The 21,230-nt window shown below is 63.2% G+C and carries 18 protein-coding genes, 2 tRNA genes and 1 pseudogene; 13 read left to right on the top strand and 8 right to left on the bottom strand.

Features of this window, described 5'->3' with window-relative positions:
• Nucleotides 1-6: 6 nt before the first annotated feature.
• The 5 genes from VNM24_08570 (at nucleotide 7) to rpoS (ending at nucleotide 3,743) form a co-directional block, all read left to right on the top strand.
• Nucleotides 7-83, top strand: a tRNA-Pro gene (locus VNM24_08570).
• A gap of 108 nt (nucleotides 84-191) precedes the next feature.
• On the top strand, nucleotides 192-962 hold the full coding sequence (surE, locus tag VNM24_08565) for a 5'/3'-nucleotidase SurE (GenBank protein HWQ38644.1): 771 nt from the start codon (nucleotides 192-194) through the stop codon (nucleotides 960-962).
• The gene (locus VNM24_08560; protein ID HWQ38643.1) at nucleotides 959-1,618 is read left to right on the top strand and encodes a protein-L-isoaspartate(D-aspartate) O-methyltransferase; all 660 of its coding nucleotides are present in this window, start codon (nucleotides 959-961) and stop codon (nucleotides 1,616-1,618) included. Before surE ends, VNM24_08560 begins: the two co-directional genes overlap by 4 nt.
• Nucleotides 1,619-1,953: 335 nt before the next feature.
• Nucleotides 1,954-2,823, top strand: a complete 870-nt coding sequence (locus VNM24_08555; protein HWQ38642.1) for a peptidoglycan DD-metalloendopeptidase family protein — start codon at nucleotides 1,954-1,956, stop codon at nucleotides 2,821-2,823.
• Nucleotides 2,820-3,743, top strand: a complete 924-nt coding sequence (rpoS, locus tag VNM24_08550; protein HWQ38641.1) for an RNA polymerase sigma factor RpoS — start codon at nucleotides 2,820-2,822, stop codon at nucleotides 3,741-3,743. Before VNM24_08555 ends, rpoS begins: the two co-directional genes overlap by 4 nt.
• Nucleotides 3,744-3,796: 53 nt before the next feature.
• On the opposite strand, the gene VNM24_08545 is transcribed toward rpoS, so the two are convergent.
• From VNM24_08545 to VNM24_08535, 3 genes are all read right to left on the bottom strand, one after another.
• On the bottom strand, nucleotides 3,797-5,749 hold the full coding sequence (locus VNM24_08545) for a DUF3488 and transglutaminase-like domain-containing protein (protein HWQ38640.1): 1,953 nt from the start codon (nucleotides 5,747-5,749) through the stop codon (nucleotides 3,797-3,799).
• Complete coding sequence (locus VNM24_08540) at nucleotides 5,746-6,699, bottom strand: DUF58 domain-containing protein (GenBank protein HWQ38639.1); 954 nt, start codon at nucleotides 6,697-6,699, stop codon at nucleotides 5,746-5,748. The genes VNM24_08545 and VNM24_08540 overlap by 4 nt, the downstream gene beginning before the upstream one ends.
• A gap of 157 nt (nucleotides 6,700-6,856) precedes the next feature.
• Nucleotides 6,857-7,774: an AAA family ATPase gene (locus tag VNM24_08535; protein ID HWQ38638.1), complete on the bottom strand. Its 918-nt coding sequence runs from the start codon at nucleotides 7,772-7,774 to the stop codon at nucleotides 6,857-6,859.
• A gap of 226 nt (nucleotides 7,775-8,000) precedes the next feature.
• Between VNM24_08535 and VNM24_08530 the strand changes: the two genes are divergently transcribed.
• Nucleotides 8,001-8,930 carry a histone deacetylase family protein gene (locus tag VNM24_08530; GenBank protein HWQ38637.1) on the top strand — a complete coding sequence of 310 codons (930 nt, stop codon included), beginning with the start codon at nucleotides 8,001-8,003 and terminating at the stop codon, nucleotides 8,928-8,930.
• A gap of 133 nt (nucleotides 8,931-9,063) precedes the next feature.
• Here the strand turns inward: VNM24_08530 and VNM24_08525 are convergent, their stop codons facing one another.
• On the bottom strand, nucleotides 9,064-9,432 hold the full coding sequence (locus VNM24_08525; GenBank protein HWQ38636.1) for an Mth938-like domain-containing protein: 369 nt from the start codon (nucleotides 9,430-9,432) through the stop codon (nucleotides 9,064-9,066).
• A 97-nt stretch (nucleotides 9,433-9,529) separates the two neighbouring features.
• On the opposite strand from VNM24_08525, the gene alaC reads away from it, so the two are divergent.
• From alaC to thrC, 3 genes are all read left to right on the top strand, one after another.
• A complete protein-coding gene (alaC, locus tag VNM24_08520; protein HWQ38635.1) occupies nucleotides 9,530-10,741 on the top strand; it encodes an alanine transaminase in 1,212 nt (403 codons plus the stop codon).
• Between the two features lie 221 nt (nucleotides 10,742-10,962).
• Nucleotides 10,963-12,279, top strand: coding sequence for a homoserine dehydrogenase (locus VNM24_08515; protein ID HWQ38634.1), 1,317 nt, complete (start codon nucleotides 10,963-10,965; stop codon nucleotides 12,277-12,279).
• Entirely contained in the window at nucleotides 12,276-13,406 is a 1,131-nt protein-coding gene (gene thrC, locus VNM24_08510; protein HWQ38633.1) for a threonine synthase, read from the top strand. The genes VNM24_08515 and thrC overlap by 4 nt, the downstream gene beginning before the upstream one ends.
• Nucleotides 13,407-13,486: 80 nt before the next feature.
• On the opposite strand, the gene nadC is transcribed toward thrC, so the two are convergent.
• The 4 genes from nadC to VNM24_08490 form a co-directional block, all read right to left on the bottom strand.
• Complete coding sequence (gene nadC / locus VNM24_08505) at nucleotides 13,487-14,323, bottom strand: carboxylating nicotinate-nucleotide diphosphorylase (GenBank protein ID HWQ38632.1); 837 nt, start codon at nucleotides 14,321-14,323, stop codon at nucleotides 13,487-13,489.
• 19 nt (nucleotides 14,324-14,342) lie between these two features.
• The gene (locus VNM24_08500; GenBank protein HWQ38631.1) at nucleotides 14,343-14,960 is read right to left on the bottom strand and encodes a haloacid dehalogenase type II; all 618 of its coding nucleotides are present in this window, start codon (nucleotides 14,958-14,960) and stop codon (nucleotides 14,343-14,345) included.
• Nucleotides 14,961-15,052: 92 nt separating this feature from the next.
• Nucleotides 15,053-15,736 carry an MBL fold metallo-hydrolase gene (locus VNM24_08495; protein HWQ38630.1) on the bottom strand — a complete coding sequence of 228 codons (684 nt, stop codon included), beginning with the start codon at nucleotides 15,734-15,736 and terminating at the stop codon, nucleotides 15,053-15,055.
• On the bottom strand, nucleotides 15,733-16,320 hold the full coding sequence (locus VNM24_08490) for a DUF3365 domain-containing protein (protein HWQ38629.1): 588 nt from the start codon (nucleotides 16,318-16,320) through the stop codon (nucleotides 15,733-15,735). Before VNM24_08490 ends, VNM24_08495 begins: the two co-directional genes overlap by 4 nt.
• A 144-nt stretch (nucleotides 16,321-16,464) precedes the next feature.
• On the opposite strand from VNM24_08490, the gene clpB reads away from it, so the two are divergent.
• The 4 genes and pseudogenes from clpB to VNM24_08470 all read left to right on the top strand — a co-directional run bounded on the left by clpB (nucleotide 16,465) and on the right by VNM24_08470 (nucleotide 20,932).
• Nucleotides 16,465-19,083: an ATP-dependent chaperone ClpB gene (clpB, locus tag VNM24_08485; GenBank protein ID HWQ38628.1), complete on the top strand. Its 2,619-nt coding sequence runs from the start codon at nucleotides 16,465-16,467 to the stop codon at nucleotides 19,081-19,083.
• Nucleotides 19,084-19,203: 120 nt separating this feature from the next.
• Entirely contained in the window at nucleotides 19,204-20,019 is an 816-nt protein-coding gene (locus VNM24_08480) for a ScpA family protein (protein HWQ38627.1), read from the top strand.
• Nucleotides 20,000-20,521: pseudogene (scpB, locus tag VNM24_08475) on the top strand (SMC-Scp complex subunit ScpB). Before VNM24_08480 ends, scpB begins: the two are co-directional and overlap by 20 nt.
• A gap of 334 nt (nucleotides 20,522-20,855) precedes the next feature.
• Nucleotides 20,856-20,932 (top strand) — tRNA-Met (locus VNM24_08470).
• Nucleotides 20,933-21,230 lie beyond the last annotated feature (298 nt).

The raw sequence follows: 21,230 nt of genomic DNA, 5'->3' as shown, positions 1-21,230 counted from the left end.
CCGTCACGGGGCGTAGCGCAGCCTGGTAGCGTACCTGCATGGGGTGCAGGTGGTCGCGAGTTCGAATCTCGCCGCCCCGACCAGTCCTCCGGCGCAAACACGAGGAAGCCAATACCTGAACAGAGTGGACGGGTGGAAGGAGATCTTTCCGGTTCCGTCATTCGATCTCGCATCTTCCGCACCTCCCCGACATGCGAATCTTGCTGAGCAATGATGACGGGTATTTCGCGCCAGGCCTCGCCATCCTGGCCGAAGCCGTGTCCAAGCTCGCTGATGTCGTGGTCGTCGCTCCGGAACGCGACCGCAGCGGTGCCAGTAATTCGCTCACGCTCGACCGCCCGCTGCAGGTCAAGCGCGCCCATACCGGCTTCTACTATGTCAACGGCACGCCCACCGACTGCGTACACCTGGCCGTGACCGGAATGCTGGAAGCGCCCCCCGACATGGTGATCTCCGGCATCAATCACGGTGCGAACATGGGAGACGACACGATCTACTCCGGGACCGTGGCGGCCGCGACTGAAGGCTTTCTTCTCGGTATCCCCTCACTCGCTATATCCCTGGCCAGCAAGCAGGGCGGCAACTACGCGAGCGCGGCGCGCGTAGCGTGCGACCTGATTCGACGCTTTCGGCAGCACCCGATCCCCACCCCCGTGCTGCTCAACGTGAATGTTCCCGATGTTCCTGTCGAAGCCCTGCGCGGAGTGGAGGTTACCCGCTTGGGCAGGCGCCACAAAGCCGAGGGCGTCATCAGGGCCAAGAACCCGCGTGGAGAAACGGTGTACTGGATCGGCGCGGCGGGCGATGCGCAGGATGCGGGGCAGGGCACGGACTTTCACGCGCTCGCCGAGAGCCGGGTGTCGATCACGCCGCTGCAGATCGATCTGACGCAGTACGCCAGTCTGGACGCTGTGCGGCAATGGCTACAGGCCACGCAAAGCGAGACGGCGCTGGTGCCATGAGCTCGCGTCTGTCCGGGATCGGGATGACTTCGCAGCGCACTCGCCTGCGCATGGTCGAACGGTTGCGCACGGAGGGGATTCGCGACGAAGTCGTGCTCGGCGCGATGTCCGACGTGCCGCGCCACATCTTCGTGGATGAAGCCCTCGCGAGTCGTGCCTACGACGATGTCGCACTTCCGATCGGCTTCGGCCAGACCATTTCTCACCCGTTTACCGTGGCGCGCATGTGCGAGTTGGCCCGCGCCGGACGTCCACTCGGGCGTGTACTGGAGATCGGCACCGGGTGCGGCTACCAGGCCGCGATCCTGTCGCGGTTGGCACGGGAAGTCTATTCTGTCGAGCGCATCGCGGGCCTTATCGCCAAGGCGCGGACGCGCCTCCGCGAGCTGAATTGCCGTAACGTCAGACTGAAACACACCGACGGCCACCGGGGACTGAAGGAAGCAGCGCCTTTCGACGCGATCATCATGTCCGCGGCGGCCAGCCACGTTCCCGAAGCGCTCACCGAACAGCTCGCGGAGGGCGGCCGTCTGGTTCTGCCGCTCGGCACGCGCGAACAAAGACTGATGCTGATTGCCCGCACCGCGGCTGGGGTGGAGCAGTCTACGCTGGATGAGGTGAAGTTCGTTCCGCTGCTGGGTGGAGTATCGGCATGATACGTATCGGGATAGCGCTCTGCGGCCTTGCGGTCCTGGCAGGGTGCGCCTCAACCGATGTGCCGGCACCGATCATCGATCGCTCGCCCAGTGGCACGGGCAGCGCATCAGGGCCATCCATGCCCTCTGCCGGGCCCGCGCCGGCGCCTTCAACGACGGCTAGCGCAGCAAAAGCGGTAGAGCCACCCAGACCACCGCTGCCCGCGCGCGACTTCCCACCGAAGCCGACCGCTTCCCTCGACAAGCCGGTCGGGTCTCCGGTGGCCGCACCTGTAGGAGCGCCGGAACCGGCGCCTGCGGTTCGCGCCGCGGCACCGACCTCGGCGCCAAAGGAGGTGGAGGCCGATGCGCCGGCCATTCGTCCGTATCGCGAGGGCGACTGGCGGCCTGAATACTACGCGGTCAAGCGCGGCGACACGCTCTACAGCATCGCGCTGGACCATGGCCACGATTACCGCGATCTCGCCGCCTGGAACGATCTCTCCGATCCTGCCTACATTCAGGTCGGCCAGCGCCTGCGGCTGTTTCCTCCGGGCGATTCCGCCGTCCTGGCGACGCCCGAGCCGGTTGCGCTGCCGCCCGCGACGATCGCGCCCGCCAAGGTGCCCGCACCGCCGCCAGTGCCTACGTTGACCGAACCTAAAGCCAGGCGCATGGCTTACTCGGAGCAGGCGCTGGCCGAACTTACTCAGTACGGCAGCGCCGTGCACAGACGCACGCCGACTACCGCGGCGGCACCGCCTTCGCCACCACCCGCGGCGGCGGCGCCGAAACCGGCGGCAAGCGCCCCAAGATCTGTACAAGCCGGCATGAGCGACCTTGCGGACGAGCGGCTTACCTGGGAATGGCCGACCAACGGCCGCCTGCTGTACGGGTTCGGCGAAGGACCGAACTTCAAGGGCATCGGCATCGACGGTGCCATCGGGCAGCCGGTGCTGGCAAGCGCTCCGGGCAGGGTCGTCTACAGCGGCAGTGGACTGCGGGGGTACGGCAAACTTATCATCATCAAGCACAACGCAAGCTACTTGAGCGTGTATGCGCACAACAGCCAGCTGCTAGTGAGGGAAGGGCAGACGGTTGCGCAGGGGCAGAAGATTGCAGAGATGGGCGACAGCGACAGCGACCGGGTGGGCTTGCATTTCGAGATCAGACGGCTGGGCAAGCCCATCGATCCGCTGAAATACTTGCCCGAAAAGAGTTCATGAACGAGGAATACCTGCCGGCGCAGGAAGAAGAAAGCGAGCCATCGGCGCCGTCCGAGGACAACAGCGGCGACGATTTCCTCAATGCCGACCTGTTGAGCGACGTCACCCAGCTCTATTTCAACGACATCGGTCAGAACGAGCTGCTGACCGCACATCAAGAACAAACCTATGCCAGGCTGGCGAAGCAGGGCGACTTCCTGGCCCGGCAGAAGATGATCGAACACAACCTGCGGCTGGTGGTCAACATCGCCAAGCACTACAGCGGCCGAGGACTGCAGCTCCTCGATCTCATCGAGGAAGGCAATCTCGGCCTGATCCATGCGCTGGAGAAGTTCGACCCGGACCGCGGATTCCGCTTTTCCACGTATGCGACCTGGTGGATCAGGCAGTCGATCGAACGGGCGATCATGTATCAATCGCGCACCATCCGCCTGCCGGTGCACGTGATCAAGGAACTCAACACCGTGCTGCGCGCGATGCGCCATCTCGAAACCCACTCCGAGCGCGAACCTTCGCCCGAGGACGTGGCGCATCTGCTCGGATATACCGTGGAGGACGTACGGCGGCTGCTCGCGCTCAACGAGCGCATGACCTCGCTCGATGCGCCGCTGGAAATTGATCCCATGCTCTCGATCGGCGAGTCTATCGCCGACGAGACCACGCCAGCGCCGGAAGTCCGGCTGGAGGCCGCAGAGATCGCCGGCTACGTGCGCCAATGGCTGTCGCAGCTCTCCGAGCGCCACCGCAACGTGATCGAGCGCCGCTATGGCCTGAATGGCTCCGACATCCAGACCCTGGAGCAGCTGGCACGCAACCTTAACCTGACCCGCGAGCGGGTACGCCAGATTCAGATCGAGGCGCTCGCTTCGCTGCGCAAGATCCTGCGCCGCGCGGGCATGTCGCGCGAAACGCTGCTCTAGGGCGGATCGGTTGGCGGCGCGCGGCGGCCCGCTTGCTGCAGCAAAGTGCGGATTTAACCCAGTGCGCCGATGAGACCGCGCAGGCGGGCGAGCTGACCGGAGTCCGGCTCGCGCCCGTAGCGCAGCGTGATATACAGCGCCGCGATCTGCTCGATCCGCTCGCGCAAATGCGGCAGCGACCCAGCAAGACGCTGCGCGAAATCGCGCGGCCCCTCGGCCGGCCCGCGCGGCAGCCCGCGCGCCGCCATGAGTTCGCAGAACCGCAGCCAGAGCCGCTGGACCGGATCCCTGCGTCCGGTGCGCAAGCGCCGGAACATGACCAGCATAAAGGCCAGAACAACAGCGCCAGTCGTCGCGCTGAGCGCGACAATCAGATCGCGCCAGGTCACGTCGGGGAATCCGATAGTGGTCAGCAACCGGTTCTGGCGCTCCGGGCTGTAGCCGAGTACCCACTGGTTCCAGCTGTTTCCGACCGCATCCCAGGTGTGGCGCACCTTGCGCAGCCACTCCGCACGCACCCGCTTGAACAGCGGCAACGGATCGCCGGCCGGCACGGCCGTGGCCAGCCCTTGCTGGATTCGCAGGGGAGAGACCGCCGCGGTCGGATCGACGCGCACCCATCCTTCATCGGGAATCCACACTTCACTCCAAGCGTGAGCCTCCGACTGGCGCACGACTAGGTAGCCATCCAGCGGATTGAGTTCTCCGCCGAGATAGCCGGTCACCACGCGCGCCGGGACCCCGGCGGCGCGCATCAGCACCGTGAAACTCGACGCGTAGTGCTCGCAGAACCCACGCCGCGTCTCGAACAGAAACTGATCGACCGGATCCTTCGTCAGCTCAGGTGGCGCCAAGGTGTAGACGAAGGGCTGATCGCGGAACATCTGCAGCGCGCGTTCGACGAGCGCTCGCGGGTCGCTGCTTTCCGCACGCCAGCCGCGCGCCAGCGCCCGCGCCTCGGGCGCTGCTTGGTCGGGCAGACTCAGCGCGCGCTGCAACTCGCCCTGCAGCGTCTCTGCACCGATCCGGTAGGCGAGCACCGATTGTGCCTCGTAGCGGATGCGCTCGCGCACCGGGCGAAAGGACAGCACCTGATAGTCGCGCGTGAGCAGGCTGCGCGGGGGCAGCCCAGACGGCAGATCGATCAGAAAGAGCCAGCGTTCCTGGTGCGGTTCCAGCGTCACCGCATAGCTGATTGGCGCGGAACGCTTCTCGTGGGGCGGAGACGACAGGGAAGTCGGCAGCCCCGTGCGCCAGGTGCGGCCGTCGTAGTCCCACATGACCGGGCCGCGCCAGTACAGTTGCTGCGGGTTGGGCGGCGGAGTCAGGAATTCGGCGCGAAACGCAATCTCGTCGGACAGCGAAAGATCGGCGATGGTACCGGGCGACATCGTGTCCGACAGCCCGCTGCGCGCTGCGCTTTGAATCTGCGGCAACCCCCACAGCGGCCCCTGTACTCGCGGAAACAGGATGAAGAGCAGCAGCATCAGGGGCGTCGCCTGGAGCAGCAGCACGCCGCTGGTGCGTGCCACGAACGCCAGGCGCGCGGGCGCTGCCCGGTGCTGCAGGCTTACCACCATCGCGGTCACCAGCCACACCGCGGCAAGCGTGTAGAGCGCTGTAGGGATACTTTGCGTGTAGAAGAAATTCGTGATGGAAAGAAAATAGCTCAACACGATCACCACCGTGACGTCGCGGGGGTGCTGCATTTCAAGGACCTTCAGCGCAGCCATCACCAACAGCAGAGTCACGCCCGAGTCGCGCCCGAGCAGAGTGCGGTAGGACAGGATCACGCCGATCGCGCCCGCCGCCGCGAGCGCCAAGACGATCCAGCGGCGGGGAGCTGCTTTGCGCCGCCACCCGAGATAGACCCGCAGCCCCAGTGCTAGGCAACACAAGCCGCTGGTCCAGAGCGGCGAGCGGGCCGCGTGCGGTGCCATGACCACCGCCACCGAGATCACGATCGCCGCAAGGTTGCGCGGACCCAGCGCAGCCGTCGTCGTCATTCCCGTTCGCTGCTCTGAAACAGCGCGAGCGCGCCCAAGCAGTGCGCGCGATGCCCTTCGCCCGCACCGAGATCGATTTCCTTGCCGGCAAGGCGCAAGCCGTAGCGCGCGCCACAGGCATCGGCGTCGATCACCCAGCGCGCCAGCCGCGACAGACGCGCTTCGAGTCCGAGGCTGGCTGGCGTGTCGGCCAAGTCGAGCCACAAATCGGCACCCGCGGATCCCGCGAACTGCTTGGTGACGAAGATGCCGCTGCGTGCCACGGCCTTCCAGGCGATGCGGCGCGTCGAGTCGCCGATGTGGTAAGGCCGCAATCCGGCGAAGTCCTCTTCACCTCTTGTGCTGACGACCCCCTGCCCCGCGCCGGCCCGCTCTTCGGGCAGGGGCACCACGCCAGCCTCCGGTGCTGGATAGACCAGGCAGAACAGGTCGAGCTCGACGTTGGCCCACGCGTAGAACAGGCCCAGCGGATAGGTCGTGAAAATCCGGAACCGTCCCGGCCGGTACACGCCGCGGCGAGTGACGGGCAATCGAATTCTCACCGCGGTTTCGCCAGCGGCCGGCAGGTCGAAGAAAGCGGCTTGCTGTCCGGCAAACTGCACCGCCAGGCCGATGCGGGTCAGTCGTCCGGGATCCGACACGAACACGACGAAGCGCGCCCGATCACCGGCAAACACCGGCATGGACTTGCCGGGGCGCAGCTGCACATGGGCAAGATTGCGCCAAGTATGCAACATCGTCACGACGCCCGTCCCCGCCAACAGAAACGTCAGGCCGTAACCAAGGCTCAGGTTGTAATTGATCGAACCGATCAGCATCAGCACGAGCGTCCCGGCGAACAGCACTCCGGTGCCAGTGGGAAGGATGTACACGCGCCGCTGGGTTAGCTCGACCGGACCCGATTCCGGGCCTCTTGGCGGAGAAATCCAGTCTCCGATGCGCTCGCGCAATGCCAGCGCAGAACGAGAACCCGAGGCAAAACCCGATGGCGGCATGCGGCTCAGGCGCATCGCATTACAAGCGCGTCTGCCGAGCAGCGCGACCGCAGCGGCAATCCTCGCTTTCCCAGCCTGCGACAATCGCGCGCGGCCGAGGTATCCGCTGCCATCAGGGGATCGCCACCTCTTCGAGCAGGCGTTGCGTCAGGTCCATGCCCGACAGCGAGGCATATCCGTTCACCGGATGCAGCCGGTGCCCCACCACGCTGGGCAGCACCGCCTGAAGGTCTTCCGGAATGACTTCGCGGCGACCGTCCATGAAGGCCCAAGCGCGCGCCGCGTTGAGCAGGTACAGGCCGGCGCGCGGGCTCAAGCCGGTGACGAAATCGGCCGAACGGCGCGTGTACGCGATCAGCGCCTGAAGGTAGTCGAGCAGGGCCGGAGCCGTGAAAATTTCGCGCACCCGCCGCTGTAACGGAACCAGTTCCTGCGGCGTGATCACGGGCGCGAGATCCACGATCATGTCGCGCCGTTCACGACCCTCCAGCAACGCGCGCTCGGCGCTGGCATCCGGATAACCGAGATGAATCCGCATCAGGAAGCGGTCGAGCTGAGACTCCGGAAGCGGGAACGTCCCGATCTGGTGCGAGGGATTCTGCGTCGCCACGACGAAAAAGGGCTCGGGAAGCGGCCGCGTCTGTCCTTCGATGGTTACCTGATGCTCTTCCATCGCCTCCAGCAACGCGCTCTGCGCTTTGGGTGTGGCCCGGTTGACTTCGTCGGCCAGAATGACCTGCGAAAACACCGGACCCGGATGAAATTTGAACGACCCGCTGTTGCGGTCGAACACCGATACGCCCAGGATGTCGGCGGGGAGCAGGTCGCTGGTGAACTGGATGCGCTGAAAGTCCAGTCCCAACGATTTGGCCAGCGCGTGTGCCAGGGTAGTCTTGCCTACACCGGGAAGATCTTCGATCAGCAGATGTCCTCTGGCAAGCAGACAAGCCAGCGTGAGACGGATCTGGTGCTCCTTGCCGAGGATGATGCGGCTGATCTGGGCAACGACGGCTTCGATCGGGCGTGCCATTCGGTCTGCGTACCTGGGCGGCTGGCCGGAAGAAAGGTTGCCGGCGTGGCGAGAGTTTACCTCAGGGCAGAGGTCAGACGTGCGCCAGCGACCAGGCCACGCGCTTGAGCGCGGGGGCTTCGCGTTCGATACGACCTTCGAAACCAAGCTTGTACACGCTACCGCTCGCGTGGACAAGGCGATACAGCCAGATTTAAGATCATCGCCTACGTCGAGATCCGATGCGATGCCGACCGCTTTACTACGCCATGCCGACTGCCGGCTCCACGATATGGGCGCGCACCACCCGGAGAGTCCGGCCAGGCTCGATGCAATCGAGGATCATCTTCTCGCTACCGGACTGCTCCAGCACTTGATTGAACGAGACGCGCCGCTCGCCAGCCGCGAGGAGATCCTGAGAGTCCATGATCCGGCCTATTACGACGCGCTCCAGTCCTCGGTTCCGCGCCACGGCATCGTGCATCTCGATCCGGACACGGCGATGTGTCCGCACTCCTGGCAGGCGGCGCTGCGCGCGGCCGGCTCGGCGGTCGCAGCCACCGACCTGGTGATCTCCGGGCAAGCCGAGAGCGCCTTCTGCTGTGTGCGCCCTCCCGGACATCACGCCGAACGCCGCCGCGCCATGGGGTTTTGCTTCTTCAACAATGTCGCGGTGGGAGTGGCTCACGCGCTCGAGGCTCACGGCCTGGAGCGAGTGGCCGTCGTCGACTTCGATGTACATCACGGCAACGGTACCGAGGACATCTTCGCGCGGGACGAGCGCGTAATGATGGTATCGACCTTTCAGCATCCGTTCTACCCGTACAGCGGAACCGATGCGCGCTCGCCGCGCATGGTCAACGTTCCGCTGGCCGCCTACAGCGGCAGTCGCGAGTTCAGGGAAGCGGTGGAGCAGATCTGGATGCCTGCGCTCGAACGGTTCGCGCCCCAGATGATCTACGTTTCGGCAGGCTTCGATGCCCATCGCGACGACGACATGGCGATGCTCAATCTGACCGAAGCCGATTACGCCTGGGTGACGTGTCGCCTCCGTGAGCAGGCGCTGCGCTCGGCGCGCGGAAGGATCGTGTCCGTGCTTGAAGGCGGCTATGAACTGAGCGCGCTGGCGCGCAGCGTGGCGGCACATCTGCGAGCCCTGTCCGGAATCGATGATTGAACGGCCGCGCTTTGGCAGCTTTGGCTGAGCGCTGCTCGGGCTCGCGGCCCGCACGTCGGCCTCGCGCCTTATTTCCGGCATGAGGCCATAAAGACGGTGCGCGCCGCCCGGCCTCGCCAATGTTGCCGACGCACTACAGAATCAGCGCCGCTGCGACCTTGCGGTTCTCCGCCGTCAGAATGTTGTACGTGCGGCAGGCGGCGCGCGTGTCCATCACCTCAAAGCCGATCCCGGCCTCGACTAGCGGGCGCAGCACGCGAGGCTCAGGAAAGGCGAGACTCTCGCCGGTTCCGAGCAACACGATCTCCACGCCGAGCTTCGCCAGCAGCGCCACCGCGGTCTCGTCCAGCGGTTCACCCGAAACTGCACTCCAGTTCTCGATCACCCGGTCCGGGAGAACCACGATGCTGCGCTCATGGCGCACGTTGCCCACCTTCACGTAGCCGGGTCCATAGGCGGTGAAGAAATTGCGACCGTCGGCGGTGGTCAGATGCAATTTCACTCGAATGCTTCCCGTGAGGTTTTTTTGCTGCGCGCAAACGCTTCCGGTAGCATTATAGCTTTCAATGGCTTAGGTCCACGGTCCGGCAGATTCAAATATGAAGGAATTCCCGCGCATCCGGCGACTTCCACCCTATGTATTCAACATCACCGGCGAGCTGAAGCAAGCGGCTCGGCGACGTGGCGAGGACATCGTCGACATGAGCATGGGCAACCCCGACGGAGTTACGCCCAGGCATATCGTGGAGAAGCTCGTTGAAGCGGCGCAGCGCAACGACACTCACGGCTATTCGGTGTCCAAGGGCATCCCGCGGCTGCGCCGGGCGATCTGCAACTGGTATCAGACACGCTTCGGGGTGGAGTTCGATCCCGATTCGGAAGCGATTGTCACCATCGGGTCGAAGGAAGGGCTGGCGCATCTGATGCTGGCCACGCTGGATCACGGCGACACGGTGCTGGTGCCCAACCCCAGCTACCCGATTCACATCTACGGGGCTGTGATCGCCGGAGCCGACATCCGTTCCGTGCGCATGACACCGGGGGTCGATTTCATCGAGGAATTGCAGCGGGCGATCCGCGAATCGATTCCGAAACCGAAGATGATGATCCTCGGTTTCCCGAGCAATCCGACCGCCAAGTGCGTCGAACTGGAATTCTTCGAGCGCGTCGTCGCGCTGGCTCGGGAGCACGATATTCTCGTGGTGCACGATCTAGCCTACGCCGACATCTGTTTCGACGGCTGGAAGGCGCCTTCGCTGATGCAGGTGCCCGGTGCAAGAGATGTCGCGGTGGAGTTCTTCACCATGAGCAAGAGCTACAACATGGCGGGGTGGCGGGTGGGCTTCATGGTCGGAAACCGAGATCTGGTGGCCGCGCTAGGACGCATCAAGAGCTATCATGATTACGGTACCTTCACCCCGATCCAGGTCGCCGCGATCACAGCGCTGGAAGGGCCGCAGGAGTGCGTGGCCGAGATCTGCGCGAAATACCAGAAGCGCCGCGATGTGCTGGTCAAGGGACTGCACGAGACCGGGTGGATGGTCGAAGTGCCCAAGGCCTCGATGTACGTGTGGGCGGAGATTCCGCAGCCGTACAAGGCGATGGGTTCGCTGGAATTCGCCAAGAAGCTTCTCGGCGACGCCAGGGTGGCGGTGTCGCCGGGAGTCGGCTTTGGCGAGTATGGTGACGATCACGTGCGCTTTGCGCTGATCGAAAACGAGGCGCGGATTCGCCAGGCCGTTCGCGGCATCAAGGAGATGTTCCGGCGCGACGGCTTGATGACGCCGCCGCGCCTGGTCTCCACAGGCTGAAGGCAACTCGAGCGCGGGCCGGTTGGCGCCGGCCAATCCCGCGATGATTCAGAATGAGGTCCGGGTCGTCCGCCTGAGCGGACTGACCGGGCGCCGGTTGCGCCTCAAGCGACCGCCCACCGCAGGCTGTCCGGACCGAGTCGCGTTCGGCGCGAAAGGGCGCGACCCCATTGCCGTGAAGATTTTACGATCACCGGATGCTGATTCAAAAAGGAGCTGACATGAAACCGATCAACGTCGGCTTGCTCGGCATCGGAACGGTGGGCGGCGGTACCTACACGGTATTGCGTCGTAACCGCGAGGAGATCAGCCGCCGCGCCGGCCGCGAAATCCGGGTCACAATGGGCTGCGCGCGCAACTTGGAAAAGGCGCGCCAGGTGGTTGGCCCGGAGGTACGTCTGACCGACGATCCGTTCCTGCTGGTGCGCGATCCGGACATCGATATCGTGGTTGAACTGATTGGCGGAACAGACACTGCGAGAACACTCGTTCTGGGTGCGATCGAGGAGGGCAAGCACGTTGTCACTGCCAACAAGGCGCTGCTGGCCCGGCACGGCAACGAAGTCTTCCGCGCAGCGCAGCGCAAAGGCGTGATGGTGGCCTTCGAGGCGGCAGTCGCCGGCGGCATTCCGATCATCAAGGCGCTCCGCGAGGGGCTGACCGCCAACCGCATCGAGTGGATCGCGGGCATCATCAACGGAACGACCAATTTCATCCTTTCTGAAATGCGCGACAAAGGTGTCGCTTTCGAGGAGGTGCTGCGCGAGGCGCAACGGCTCGGTTATGCCGAAGCCGACCCGAGCTTCGACATCGAGGGCGTGGATGCTGCGCACAAGCTCACCATCATGGCCGCTCTTGCCTTCGGTATTCCCATGCAACTGGACAAGGCCTACACCGAGGGCATCTCGCGGCTGACCAAGGAAGACATCCGCTGTGCCGAGGAGTTCGGCTATCGCATCAAGCTGCTGGGGATTACAAAACGCACGCCGGAAGGTATCGAGTTGCGTGTGCACCCGACCCTCATTCCGCGCCGACGCCTGATCGCCAACGTGGAAGGGGCGATGAACGCGATCCTCGTCAAAGGCGATGCGGTCGGGCCGACGCTGTACTACGGAGCGGGCGCAGGCGCGGAGCCTACGGCCTCGGCGGTCGTGGCGGACCTCGTGGACGTCACGCGCATGCATACCGCCGATCCGGAGCACCGGGTTCCGCATCTTGCGTTTCAGCCTGACCGGCTGTCGGACGTGCCCATTCTGCCGATGCCGCAGGTGCAGACCTCCTACTATCTGCGGATGCGGGTATTGGACCGTCCCGGTGTGCTGGCCGACATCACGCGGATACTGGCCGATCTGTCGATCTCCATCGAGGCCATGTTGCAGCGCGAGCCTCCGGAGGGCGAGCAACAGGTCGACATCATCATGCTCACGCACAAGACGCGCGAGAAGAACGTCGATATCGCGATCGCGCGCATCGAAGCATTGCCCGTGGTCGCGGAGAAAATCACGCGCATCCGCATCGAGTCCCTGGACGGGAAATAGCGATGGCGGCTCACTACACCGGATTGATCAATCGCTACCGCGAGCGGTTGCCGGTCGGCGCGCACAGCCCGATTATCACGCTCAACGAGGGCAACACGCCGCTCATCGAGCTACACAATGTGCCCAAGCGGCTGGGCTGCGACGTACGCATCCTGTGCAAGTTCGAAGGACTCAATCCGACCGGCTCGTTCAAGGACCGGGGCATGACGATGGCAGTGACCAAAGCGGTCGAGGCCGGGGCTCGCGCGATCATTTGTGCTTCGACCGGCAACACCTCCGCCGCCGCCGCCGCGTACGCGGCCCGGGCCGGGATAACCTGCTTCGTGTTGATTCCGGAAGGAAAGATCGCACTAGGCAAGCTCTCGCAAGCCATGATGCACGGCGCGGTGGTGATCCAGATCCGCGGCAACTTCGACGACGGCATGCGCCTTGTGCAGGAGGTCGCGAGCAACATGCCGGTGAACATCGTCAATTCCATCAATCCATATCGCCTGCATGGCCAGAAGACCATTGCCTTCGAGATCGTCGAGGCGCTGGGCGATGCGCCGGATTACCATGCGCTGCCCGTCGGCAATGCCGGAAATATCTCCGCGCACTGGATCGGTTACAGCGAAGCGCTGGGTGTGCCGACCGAGAGCGCACCGCCGCTCGAAGGCAGCTTTGCTTACCGCACGGGCGGTCTGGCGAGGCGCCGTCCGATCATGATCGGCTACCAGGCTGCGGGCGCGGCACCTTTTCTCCGTGGGCAGATGGTGGACGACCCAGAAACCGTGGCCACCGCCATCCGGATCGGTCATCCGGTTTCCTGGAAGCTCGCCTGGGCAGCCAAGACGGAATCGGGCGGCTGGTTCAACGAGTGCACGGATGCGGAGATCCTCAAGACGCAGAAACTGCTCGCCGATTGCGAAGGAATTTTCTGCGAGCCGGCTTCGGCGGTCTCGGTGGCGGGCGTGATCAAGGATCTCGCGCGCGGGGTGATCGGGCAGGGCAGTGCCATCGTTTGCACCCTGACCGGCCATGGCCTGAAAGATCCGGACACGGCCATGGCCCAGAGCGCCCAACCCATGGTGGTGGACGCCTCCCGTGTCGCGATCGAACGCGTAATTACCGACCATCTGCGCAAGTAATTCGTCGTGTGGTACGGGTACCGGGTACGGCGGCTGCAGCTTCAGGCGCACTTGGCAACCGCGGACGACACCTTGCGGTATCAAAGAAAACGCATCGAGAGGTCGATTGCCTCGATATCCTTGGTCAGAGTTCCGATCGAGATGCGATCCACGCCGGTTTCCGCCACGGCGCGCAGATTGTCGAGTGTGATGCCACCAGAGGCTTCCAATTCGGCGCGCCCGTTCGCTACTCGCACCGCTTCGCGCAGCATTTCGACGCCGAAATTGTCGAGCAGGATCAGCCTTGCACCGTTCTCGATGGCACACGCGAGATCGGCGAGGCTTTCGACCTCGATCTGAATCGGCAACGACGGCGCGAGCGCGCGAGCCGCGGCCAGAGCCTGTGCGATGCCGCCCGCCGCCGCAATATGGTTTTCCTTGATCAGGACGCCATCGTAGAGCCCCATGCGGTGATTGGTTCCTCCGCCCGTTCTCACGGCATATTTGAGCGCACTGCGCAGCCCCGGGAGTGTCTTGCGGGTATCGAGAATCTTTGCACGGGTTCCGGCCACTGTATCCACGTAGCGTCGCGTTCTGGTAGCGACGCCAGAAAGCAGCTGAAGAAAATTAAGCGCAGTGCGCTCACCGCTCAACAGAGGGCGCGCTTTCCCGACGAGTTCGCAGATGGTGCTGCCGGTGCGCAGGCGCGAGCCTTCCGGAACCTGCCATGAAACGCGTACTGAAGAGTCGAGCTGCCTGAAGACTTCCTCGAACCAGGCGCAGCCGCACAGAACTGCGTCTTCCCGCGTGATGACATGGGCCCGGGCTTCAGCCGCCTCGGGAACGAGCGCAGCAGTGATATCTCCGCTGCCAAGGTCTTCGACCAAGGCGGCAGCGACATTTCGTCGTACTTCCGAAGCCAGGTCCGGCACGTGCATGCAATTTGGAACCACAGCGCTAGCCGGCCAACCTTGAAGCGAGCTCCGTAAGGCTGGTCAATACGGCGGTTGGCTGGCAGCCCAGCTCTTCGGGCGGGGACTGCGTTCGGTTGATCCAGAAGGTGCGGAAGCCGAACGAGGATGCGCCCGCGACATCCCAGAAATTGGACGAGACAAAGGCGACTGCGCCTGGTTGGAGCGCAAACGCGGTGCAAACCAGTGCATAGACCGATGGATGCGGCTTGAATATGCCAGCCTCGTGGGCGCTCAGTACGCGGTCTAGCAGTGTGCCCAGGCCTGAATTTGAAACCACTGCGTCGAGCATGCGCGGCGAGCCATTGGAAAGAATGGCGCGCCGGTGTCTGTCGAGCGAGGCCAAGGCTTCTTTCGCGTCCGGAAACAGACAGAGCCGGTCATAGGCGCGCATCAATTGCTCGAGCGTGGCATGCGAAAGCTCCAGCCCAAGGTTGGCCGCCGCGGTCTTGGCCGCCGCACGCGTAATTGCCTCGAACGCTTCATAGCGCCCCATCAGGCTCTTCAGCCAAGTGTACTCGAGCTGCTTGGTGCGCCAGAGGGCCGAGAACCGGGCCCCCAGGCCGGGAAAGCACCGTTCGCACTCGGCCGCGACCGAATGCACGTCGAAGAGCGTTCCGTACGCATCGAATGCGACGGCACCGATCTGGGAAGGCATTGTCTTGTTCAGCGATAGGCGGTCACTGGTCGGGCTGCTCAGCCGTCTCCGCCGCGCAGATTGGCGGGCACGGCCTCGTCGTACCGGCTCGGTAGCGGCAGATCGAGATTCTTCATGATCTCGACGAACTCCTCCTGGGATCTGCCAGCAAGCCGCGGGTTGGTCGTGCGTTCCTCCCCGATGGTACTGACCCGCCGCCCCTTGTAGTCATGGCCTGGATAGACCAAGGTATCGTCGGGCAACTGGAACAGCCGACGGGTGATGCTCTGGTAGAGCAGGGCAGGATCACCATGCTGGAAGTCCGTCCTGCCGCAGCCGCCGATCAACAGCGTATCCCCAGTGAGCAGCCGGTCGCGCCACAGAAAACAGGTACTGCCCGGCGTGTGGCCAGGCGTAGCGATAGCACGCAGCACCTCGTCGCCGAATACGATCACGTCGCCTTCATCGAGCAGTCGGTCGTAGCCGCTTGCCCCGCAATGGCGGCTCACCGCGGTTCTTGCACCGGTTCTCTCACGCAGCCGGCGCGCTCCCGTGACGTGGTCGGCGTGCACGTGCGTCTCGAGGATGTACATGAGTCTGAGGGCCAGTTGGCCGATCACGGCGAGGTCGCGCTCGAACTGCTCGCGCACCGGATCCACGAGCACCGCTTCGCGCGTGCGCGCACATGCAAGCAGATAGGTATAGGTCGCGGAGCCCGGGTCGAACAGCTGACGAAAAATCACGGCGCGGTTCCCCGGAGGGGCTGCTTGATCGTGACCGCACCCCGGATCTGCCCCATTACATAACCGGTCGCCCGGTCATGGGGATACTCGGCTGCAAGCCTGCTCCTCACCGATTCTGCAATGACCTCCTGTGGACCATGACAGATCAGACACAGAGGCTGAACCGGAAGAGCTTTCACATAGCGGAAGTACTGTCCTTGCGGCTCGACGACGATTTCGCCGAACTCGAGCTTCTCGGGGGCCTCGTCGCGCACAGCGGCTTGGTCAAAGCGCTGCAGAGCGAGCTGTTCCCATGCGTCGGGAAGACCGAGCAGGGGATTGCGGGTCCTGAGACTGACGCGAGCCACGCGCCACCCGGTCCGCCGGGACAGTTCACCAGCCAGTTGCGGCGCCATGTCTTTGCACACGCTGATGGCTCCTTCGGGGCCAGAAGCTGCCAACTGCTCCCGGAGCGCGGCCCCGAGCTTTTGCGCCAGCTCGTTGGCCACGATACGCGCGGCCTGCATGCGAGCGGCGACGTCATCCCCCCTGGCCGTGCAGGGCAACGCGATCAGCAAGAACACGATAAACCGGCGCAGGTCCACTGGTCGTCGATCGGGGGTACTTGTGCAGGAACTCGAATCAAATTTGCCAGTTTTGGACCGAGCGGGCAACTTCAGCTGGTGCCTGCGGTTGAAAAGCGCGCCACAACCCCCACCTAGGCACCAAATGCCAAGGGGGATGCAATCATGCGACTGGACAGACTGACCACACTCTTTCAACAAGCGCTGGCCGACGCGCAAAGCATGGCGGTCGGTCAGGACAATCCCTATATCGAGCCGCAACACCTGCTCGCGGCACTTATCGATCAGCAGGAAGGTGGCACCAGTTCGCTGCTGGCGCGAGCCGGCGTGAACGTGCAGTCCTTGCGGGAAGCGCTGCGGGCCTCCATCAACCGGCTACCCAAGGTTGAGGGCCATGGGGGGGAAGTCAATTTGTCCCGTGACTTGGCGAACCTGTTCAATCTGGTCGACAAGGAGGCGCAAAAACGGGGCGACCAGTACGTGGCCTCGGAGCTGTTTTTGCTGGCGCTGCTTGAGGACAAAGGCGAGACAGGTCGGCTGTTCAAACAGCATGGCGCCAACCGAAAGGCGCTGGAACAGGCGATTGTCGCGGTCCGTGGCGGAGAAAGCGTCACCAGCGCCGAGGCGGAATCCAGCCGCGAGGCGCTCAAGAAGTACACGCTGGATCTGACCGAGCGGGCCCGCCAGGGCAAGCTCGATCCGGTGATAGGCCGCGATGATGAGATCCGTCGCGTTATCCAGATCCTTCAGCGCCGCACCAAAAACAATCCGGTGCTGATCGGCGAGCCCGGGGTGGGCAAGACGGCGATCGTGGAGGGACTCGCCCAGCGAATCGTCAACGGCGAAGTGCCAGACTCTCTGAAGGACAAGCGGGTGCTGGTACTGGACATGGCTGCCCTGCTGGCAGGGGCCAAGTACCGCGGAGAGTTCGAGGAACGGCTGAAGAGTGTTCTGCGGGAGCTGGCGCAGGACGAAGGCCGGACGATCGTCTTCATCGACGAACTGCATACGATGGTGGGTGCCGGCAAGGCCGAGGGCGCGATCGACGCTGGCAACATGCTCAAGCCCGCCCTGGCGCGCGGAGAGTTGCACTGCATCGGCGCGACGACGTTAAGCGAATATCGAAAGTACATCGAGAAAGATGCCGCGCTGGAACGTCGCTTCCAGAAAGTGCTCGTGGAAGAACCCACGGTCGAAGACACGATCGCGATCCTGCGGGGCTTGCAGGAGAGATACGAACTGCACCATGGTGTGGAGATCACCGATCCGGCGATCGTGGCGGCAGCGGAACTGTCGCATCGCTACATCACCGATCGCTTCCTTCCAGACAAAGCGATCGACCTGATCGACGAGGCCGCGGCTCGGATCAAGATGGAGATCGACTCCAAGCCCGAGGCCCTTGATCGTCTCGACCGGCGGTTGATCCAGCTCAAGATCGAGCGCGAGGCGATACGCAAGGAGACGGATGAAGCATCCAAAAAGCGCCTCGCGCTAATCGAAGAAGAGATCAAGAGGATCGAGCGCGAGTATTCGGACCTGGAGGAAGTCTGGAAGTCCGAGAAAGCCCAGGTCCAGGGCGCTCAGCACATCAAGGAAGAACTCGACAGGCTGCGATTTGAAATGGAAGCGGCCAAGCGCAAGGGTGACTGGCAAAAAGTATCCGAGCTGCAGTACGGACGGATTCCGCAGCTCGAGACACAGCTCAAGAAGGCCGAGACGGGAAACGGCAAGAAGCAGGTGTTCAGACTGCTTCGCACCCAGGTCGGTACCGAGGAAATCGCGGAGGTGGTGTCGCGATGGACCGGAATCCCGGTCGCGAAGATGATGGAAGGCGAACGCGAAAAGCTGATAAAAATGGAGGAGCGGCTGCACCAGCGCGTTGTCGGGCAGGACGAAGCCGTGAGACTGGTCGCCGACGCCATACGCCGCTCTCGCGCAGGGCTTGCGGACCCGAACCGGCCCTACGGTTCATTCCTCTTCCTCGGCCCCACCGGGGTAGGCAAGACCGAGTTGTGCAAGGCGCTCGCAGAATTCCTGTTCGATTCCGAAGAGCACCTCATCCGGATCGACATGAGCGAGTACATGGAGAAGCACTCCGTCGCGCGGTTGATCGGTGCGCCGCCGGGGTACGTGGGTTACGAGGAGGGTGGCCAGCTGACCGAGCAGGTGCGGCGCAAACCGTATTCGGTCATCCTGCTCGACGAAATCGAGAAAGCGCATCCGGAAGTCTTCAACGTGCTGCTGCAGGTGCTCGATGACGGGCGCATGACCGACGGCCAGGGACGCACGGTTGACTTCAAGAATACGGTCATCGTGATGACTTCCAACCTCGGGTCGCAGATGATCCAGCAGATGGCAGGAGACGACTATCAGGTGATCAAGCTGGCGGTGATGGGCGAAGTGAAGAGCTTCTTCCGCCCCGAGTTCATCAACCGCATCGACGAAGTCGTGGTGTTCCACGCGCTGGACGAGCAGCACATCAAGTCGATCGCCCGGGTCCAGCTCGGCCACCTGGAGCGGCGGCTGGCGGCAATGGAAATGAAGCTGCAGGTCGATGATAGTGTCCTTGCGGAACTCGCGAGAATCGGCTTCGATCCGGTCTACGGAGCGCGACCGCTGAAACGGGCCATCCAGCAGATGCTAGAAAATCCTTTGGCTCGCGAGATGCTGGAGGGACGCTATGGCCCCAAGGACACGATCCGTGTCACCATGACCGAAGGAAGGATCGCGTTCGAGCGAGTGCGACCACCGCAAAGCGCAGCGGTTGCGGCTGGGGCGGGCTAGCATTGGACGGCAGCTGTTTGCTGATTTTCAAGCAACTTGGAACAGCATGTTCCGCAGCGCTGCTAGCATGGCCGCCAGCCGAGTGCCGATTCCGGCAAAAGGCGGTTAACATGCTGGACCGTGATTACTGAAACTGCATCGAGCGCTCCTTCGCCGGCTCCGGTCGCCCGCTATCGGGGTGAAGCGATTGTCGACGTTCCGGCCGACCTTTACATCCCGCCAGACGCCCTGAGGGTCTTCCTCGAGGCATTCGAGGGACCGCTTGACCTGCTGCTTTACCTGATCCGGCGCAATAACCTCGATGTACTGGATATCCCGATGGCGGAACTGACCCGTCAATACCTGCATTATGTCGAGATGATGCGCTCGCAACATCTCGAGTTGGCTGCGGAGTATCTGCTCATGGCGGCAATGCTGATCGAGATCAAGTCCCGGATGCTGCTGCCAAGGCAGGTGTCCCCGTCGACCGAGGAAGAAGACCCTCGCGCGGAACTGGTGCGGCGGCTGCTGGAATACGAACGAATGAAACTTGCCGCGCGTAAGATCGACGAACTCCCGCAGGCGGGGCGCGATTTCGCTGTCGTTCAGGTCTGGTTGGACAGGGCTGCCGAAGAACGACTCCCGGACGTCCATCCCGAGGACCTCAGAGCAGCTTGGCTTGGTCTCCTGGCCAGGGCCCGGGTACGTCGGCATCATCGGATTACTCGCGAAGAACTCTCGGTTCGCGAGCATATGACCTTGATTTTGCGACGCCTGCAGAACCTGCAATTCGTCAGGTTCGAGGATCTGTTCGATGTCACCCGGGGCGCCCCGGTGCTCATTGTGACCTTTCTCGCGGTATTGGAACTCGCGCGCGAAAACCTCGTTCAGGTGGCCCAGCAAGGGGTCTTTTCACCGATATACATCAGGTTGAATCATGGACTTGCCGCAGTCTGAGTTGGAAATCATCAAGCGCGTGCTAGAGGCGGCGCTGCTGTCCAGTCCAGAGCCGATCGCATTAGGGGATCTGCGCCGATTGTTCGACCAGGACTATGGGCTGGACCTGATTCGACGCGTTCTGGAGGAACTGAGGGCTGAGTGGGATAACCGCAGCGTCGAACTCAAGAGTGTAGCTTCAGGTTGGCGTTTTCAGGTGAGGTCGGAGTTCCAGCCATATCTGGACCGCCTCAATCCCCACAAGCCACCCAAATACTCTCGCGCCGTGCTCGAGACATTGGCAATCATTGCATATCGTCAGCCAGTTACGCGAGGCGACATCGAGGAAATCCGCGGCGTCACCGTCTCGTCAAACATCTTGAAGGTCCTCGAATCCAGGGGATGGATCGACGTGGTCGGCCACAAGGAAGCACCCGGGCGGCCGGCACTGTATGCGACGACTAGAGCATTCCTCGACGACCTTGGGCTGCGCTCGCTGGAGGAGTTGCCACCGCTCGACGACTTGGGGTCCCTGGTGGAAAGCTCAGCTACGACTTCTCCAAGAGTGGCTGACTTGGACACGACCCGTTGGAGCGCAGCGCCTGCAGAGCCGGTCCATTAACTTAGAAACAACTTGATGTTTAGCTCTTAACATTCTGTTCGACAATATTGAGAACCGCGAGGGGCGTTGCTGGCCATAGAGGTGGCCTAGAAGGCCCGGCACCGCCGCGGAAGGAGGGGGCGGCCGTTCCAGCGTAGCGCGTCGTTGGCCATCGGCATTTGGCTGCTCGAACCAGGCTGAGCTGTTACGTTGACGCTGCAAGGTGCCGATTGTTAGAATCTTCGGCTCACACGGTCGCGGGGTGGAGCAGTCTGGCAGCTCGTCGGGCTCATAACCCGAAGGTCATAGGTTCAAATCCTATCCCCGCAACCAATTTTTTCTATCCCGCTCTTTAACAATCTGAACAGCCGAAGCGTGTGGGTGCTTTGGGGTGCTTTGAGTGGAAGCGCGGGGGGAATTGCGCCTGCCTGGTGCGAAGGGATTTGGGCTTGAGGGGCCGAGAGAGGTGGCCTGGGGGCCTGGATCTTGGTGCTGGGTGACTTGAAGTTTGACGAAGTGCTCATGCGTTTTTTGAAGGATCCTTGGTGGATTCTTTGAGAGTGAACGTTTGGGCGGCCCGAGCAATCGGGCAGCAGCAGTGATTGAACTGAAGAGTTTGATCCTGGCTCAG

This window comes from Burkholderiales bacterium, from assembly GCA_035560005.1.
In the GTDB taxonomy this organism is placed as follows: domain Bacteria; phylum Pseudomonadota; class Gammaproteobacteria; order Burkholderiales; family Eutrophovitaceae; genus DASRFY01.
The sequence above is the reverse complement of the archived record's forward strand: the minus strand, read 5'-3'. Positions and strand labels throughout refer to the sequence as shown.

Excerpts from the sequence above, each read along its gene's own strand:
- VNM24_08560 (HWQ38643.1), top strand. The coding sequence starts at position 959 with ATGAGCTCGCGTCTGTCCGGGATCGGGATGACTTCGCAGCGCACTCGC.
- clpB (HWQ38628.1), top strand. The coding sequence starts at position 16,465 with ATGCGACTGGACAGACTGACCACACTCTTTCAACAAGCGCTGGCCGAC.
- surE (HWQ38644.1), top strand. The coding sequence starts at position 192 with ATGCGAATCTTGCTGAGCAATGATGACGGGTATTTCGCGCCAGGCCTC.
- VNM24_08545 (HWQ38640.1), bottom strand. The coding sequence starts at position 5,749 with ATGACGACGACGGCTGCGCTGGGTCCGCGCAACCTTGCGGCGATCGTG.
- VNM24_08515 (HWQ38634.1), top strand. The coding sequence starts at position 10,963 with ATGAAACCGATCAACGTCGGCTTGCTCGGCATCGGAACGGTGGGCGGC.
- alaC (HWQ38635.1), top strand. The coding sequence starts at position 9,530 with ATGAAGGAATTCCCGCGCATCCGGCGACTTCCACCCTATGTATTCAAC.
- rpoS (HWQ38641.1), top strand. The coding sequence starts at position 2,820 with ATGAACGAGGAATACCTGCCGGCGCAGGAAGAAGAAAGCGAGCCATCG.
- VNM24_08535 (HWQ38638.1), bottom strand. The coding sequence starts at position 7,774 with ATGGCACGCCCGATCGAAGCCGTCGTTGCCCAGATCAGCCGCATCATC.
- nadC (HWQ38632.1), bottom strand. The coding sequence starts at position 14,323 with ATGCACGTGCCGGACCTGGCTTCGGAAGTACGACGAAATGTCGCTGCC.
- VNM24_08530 (HWQ38637.1), top strand. The coding sequence starts at position 8,001 with ATGCCGACCGCTTTACTACGCCATGCCGACTGCCGGCTCCACGATATG.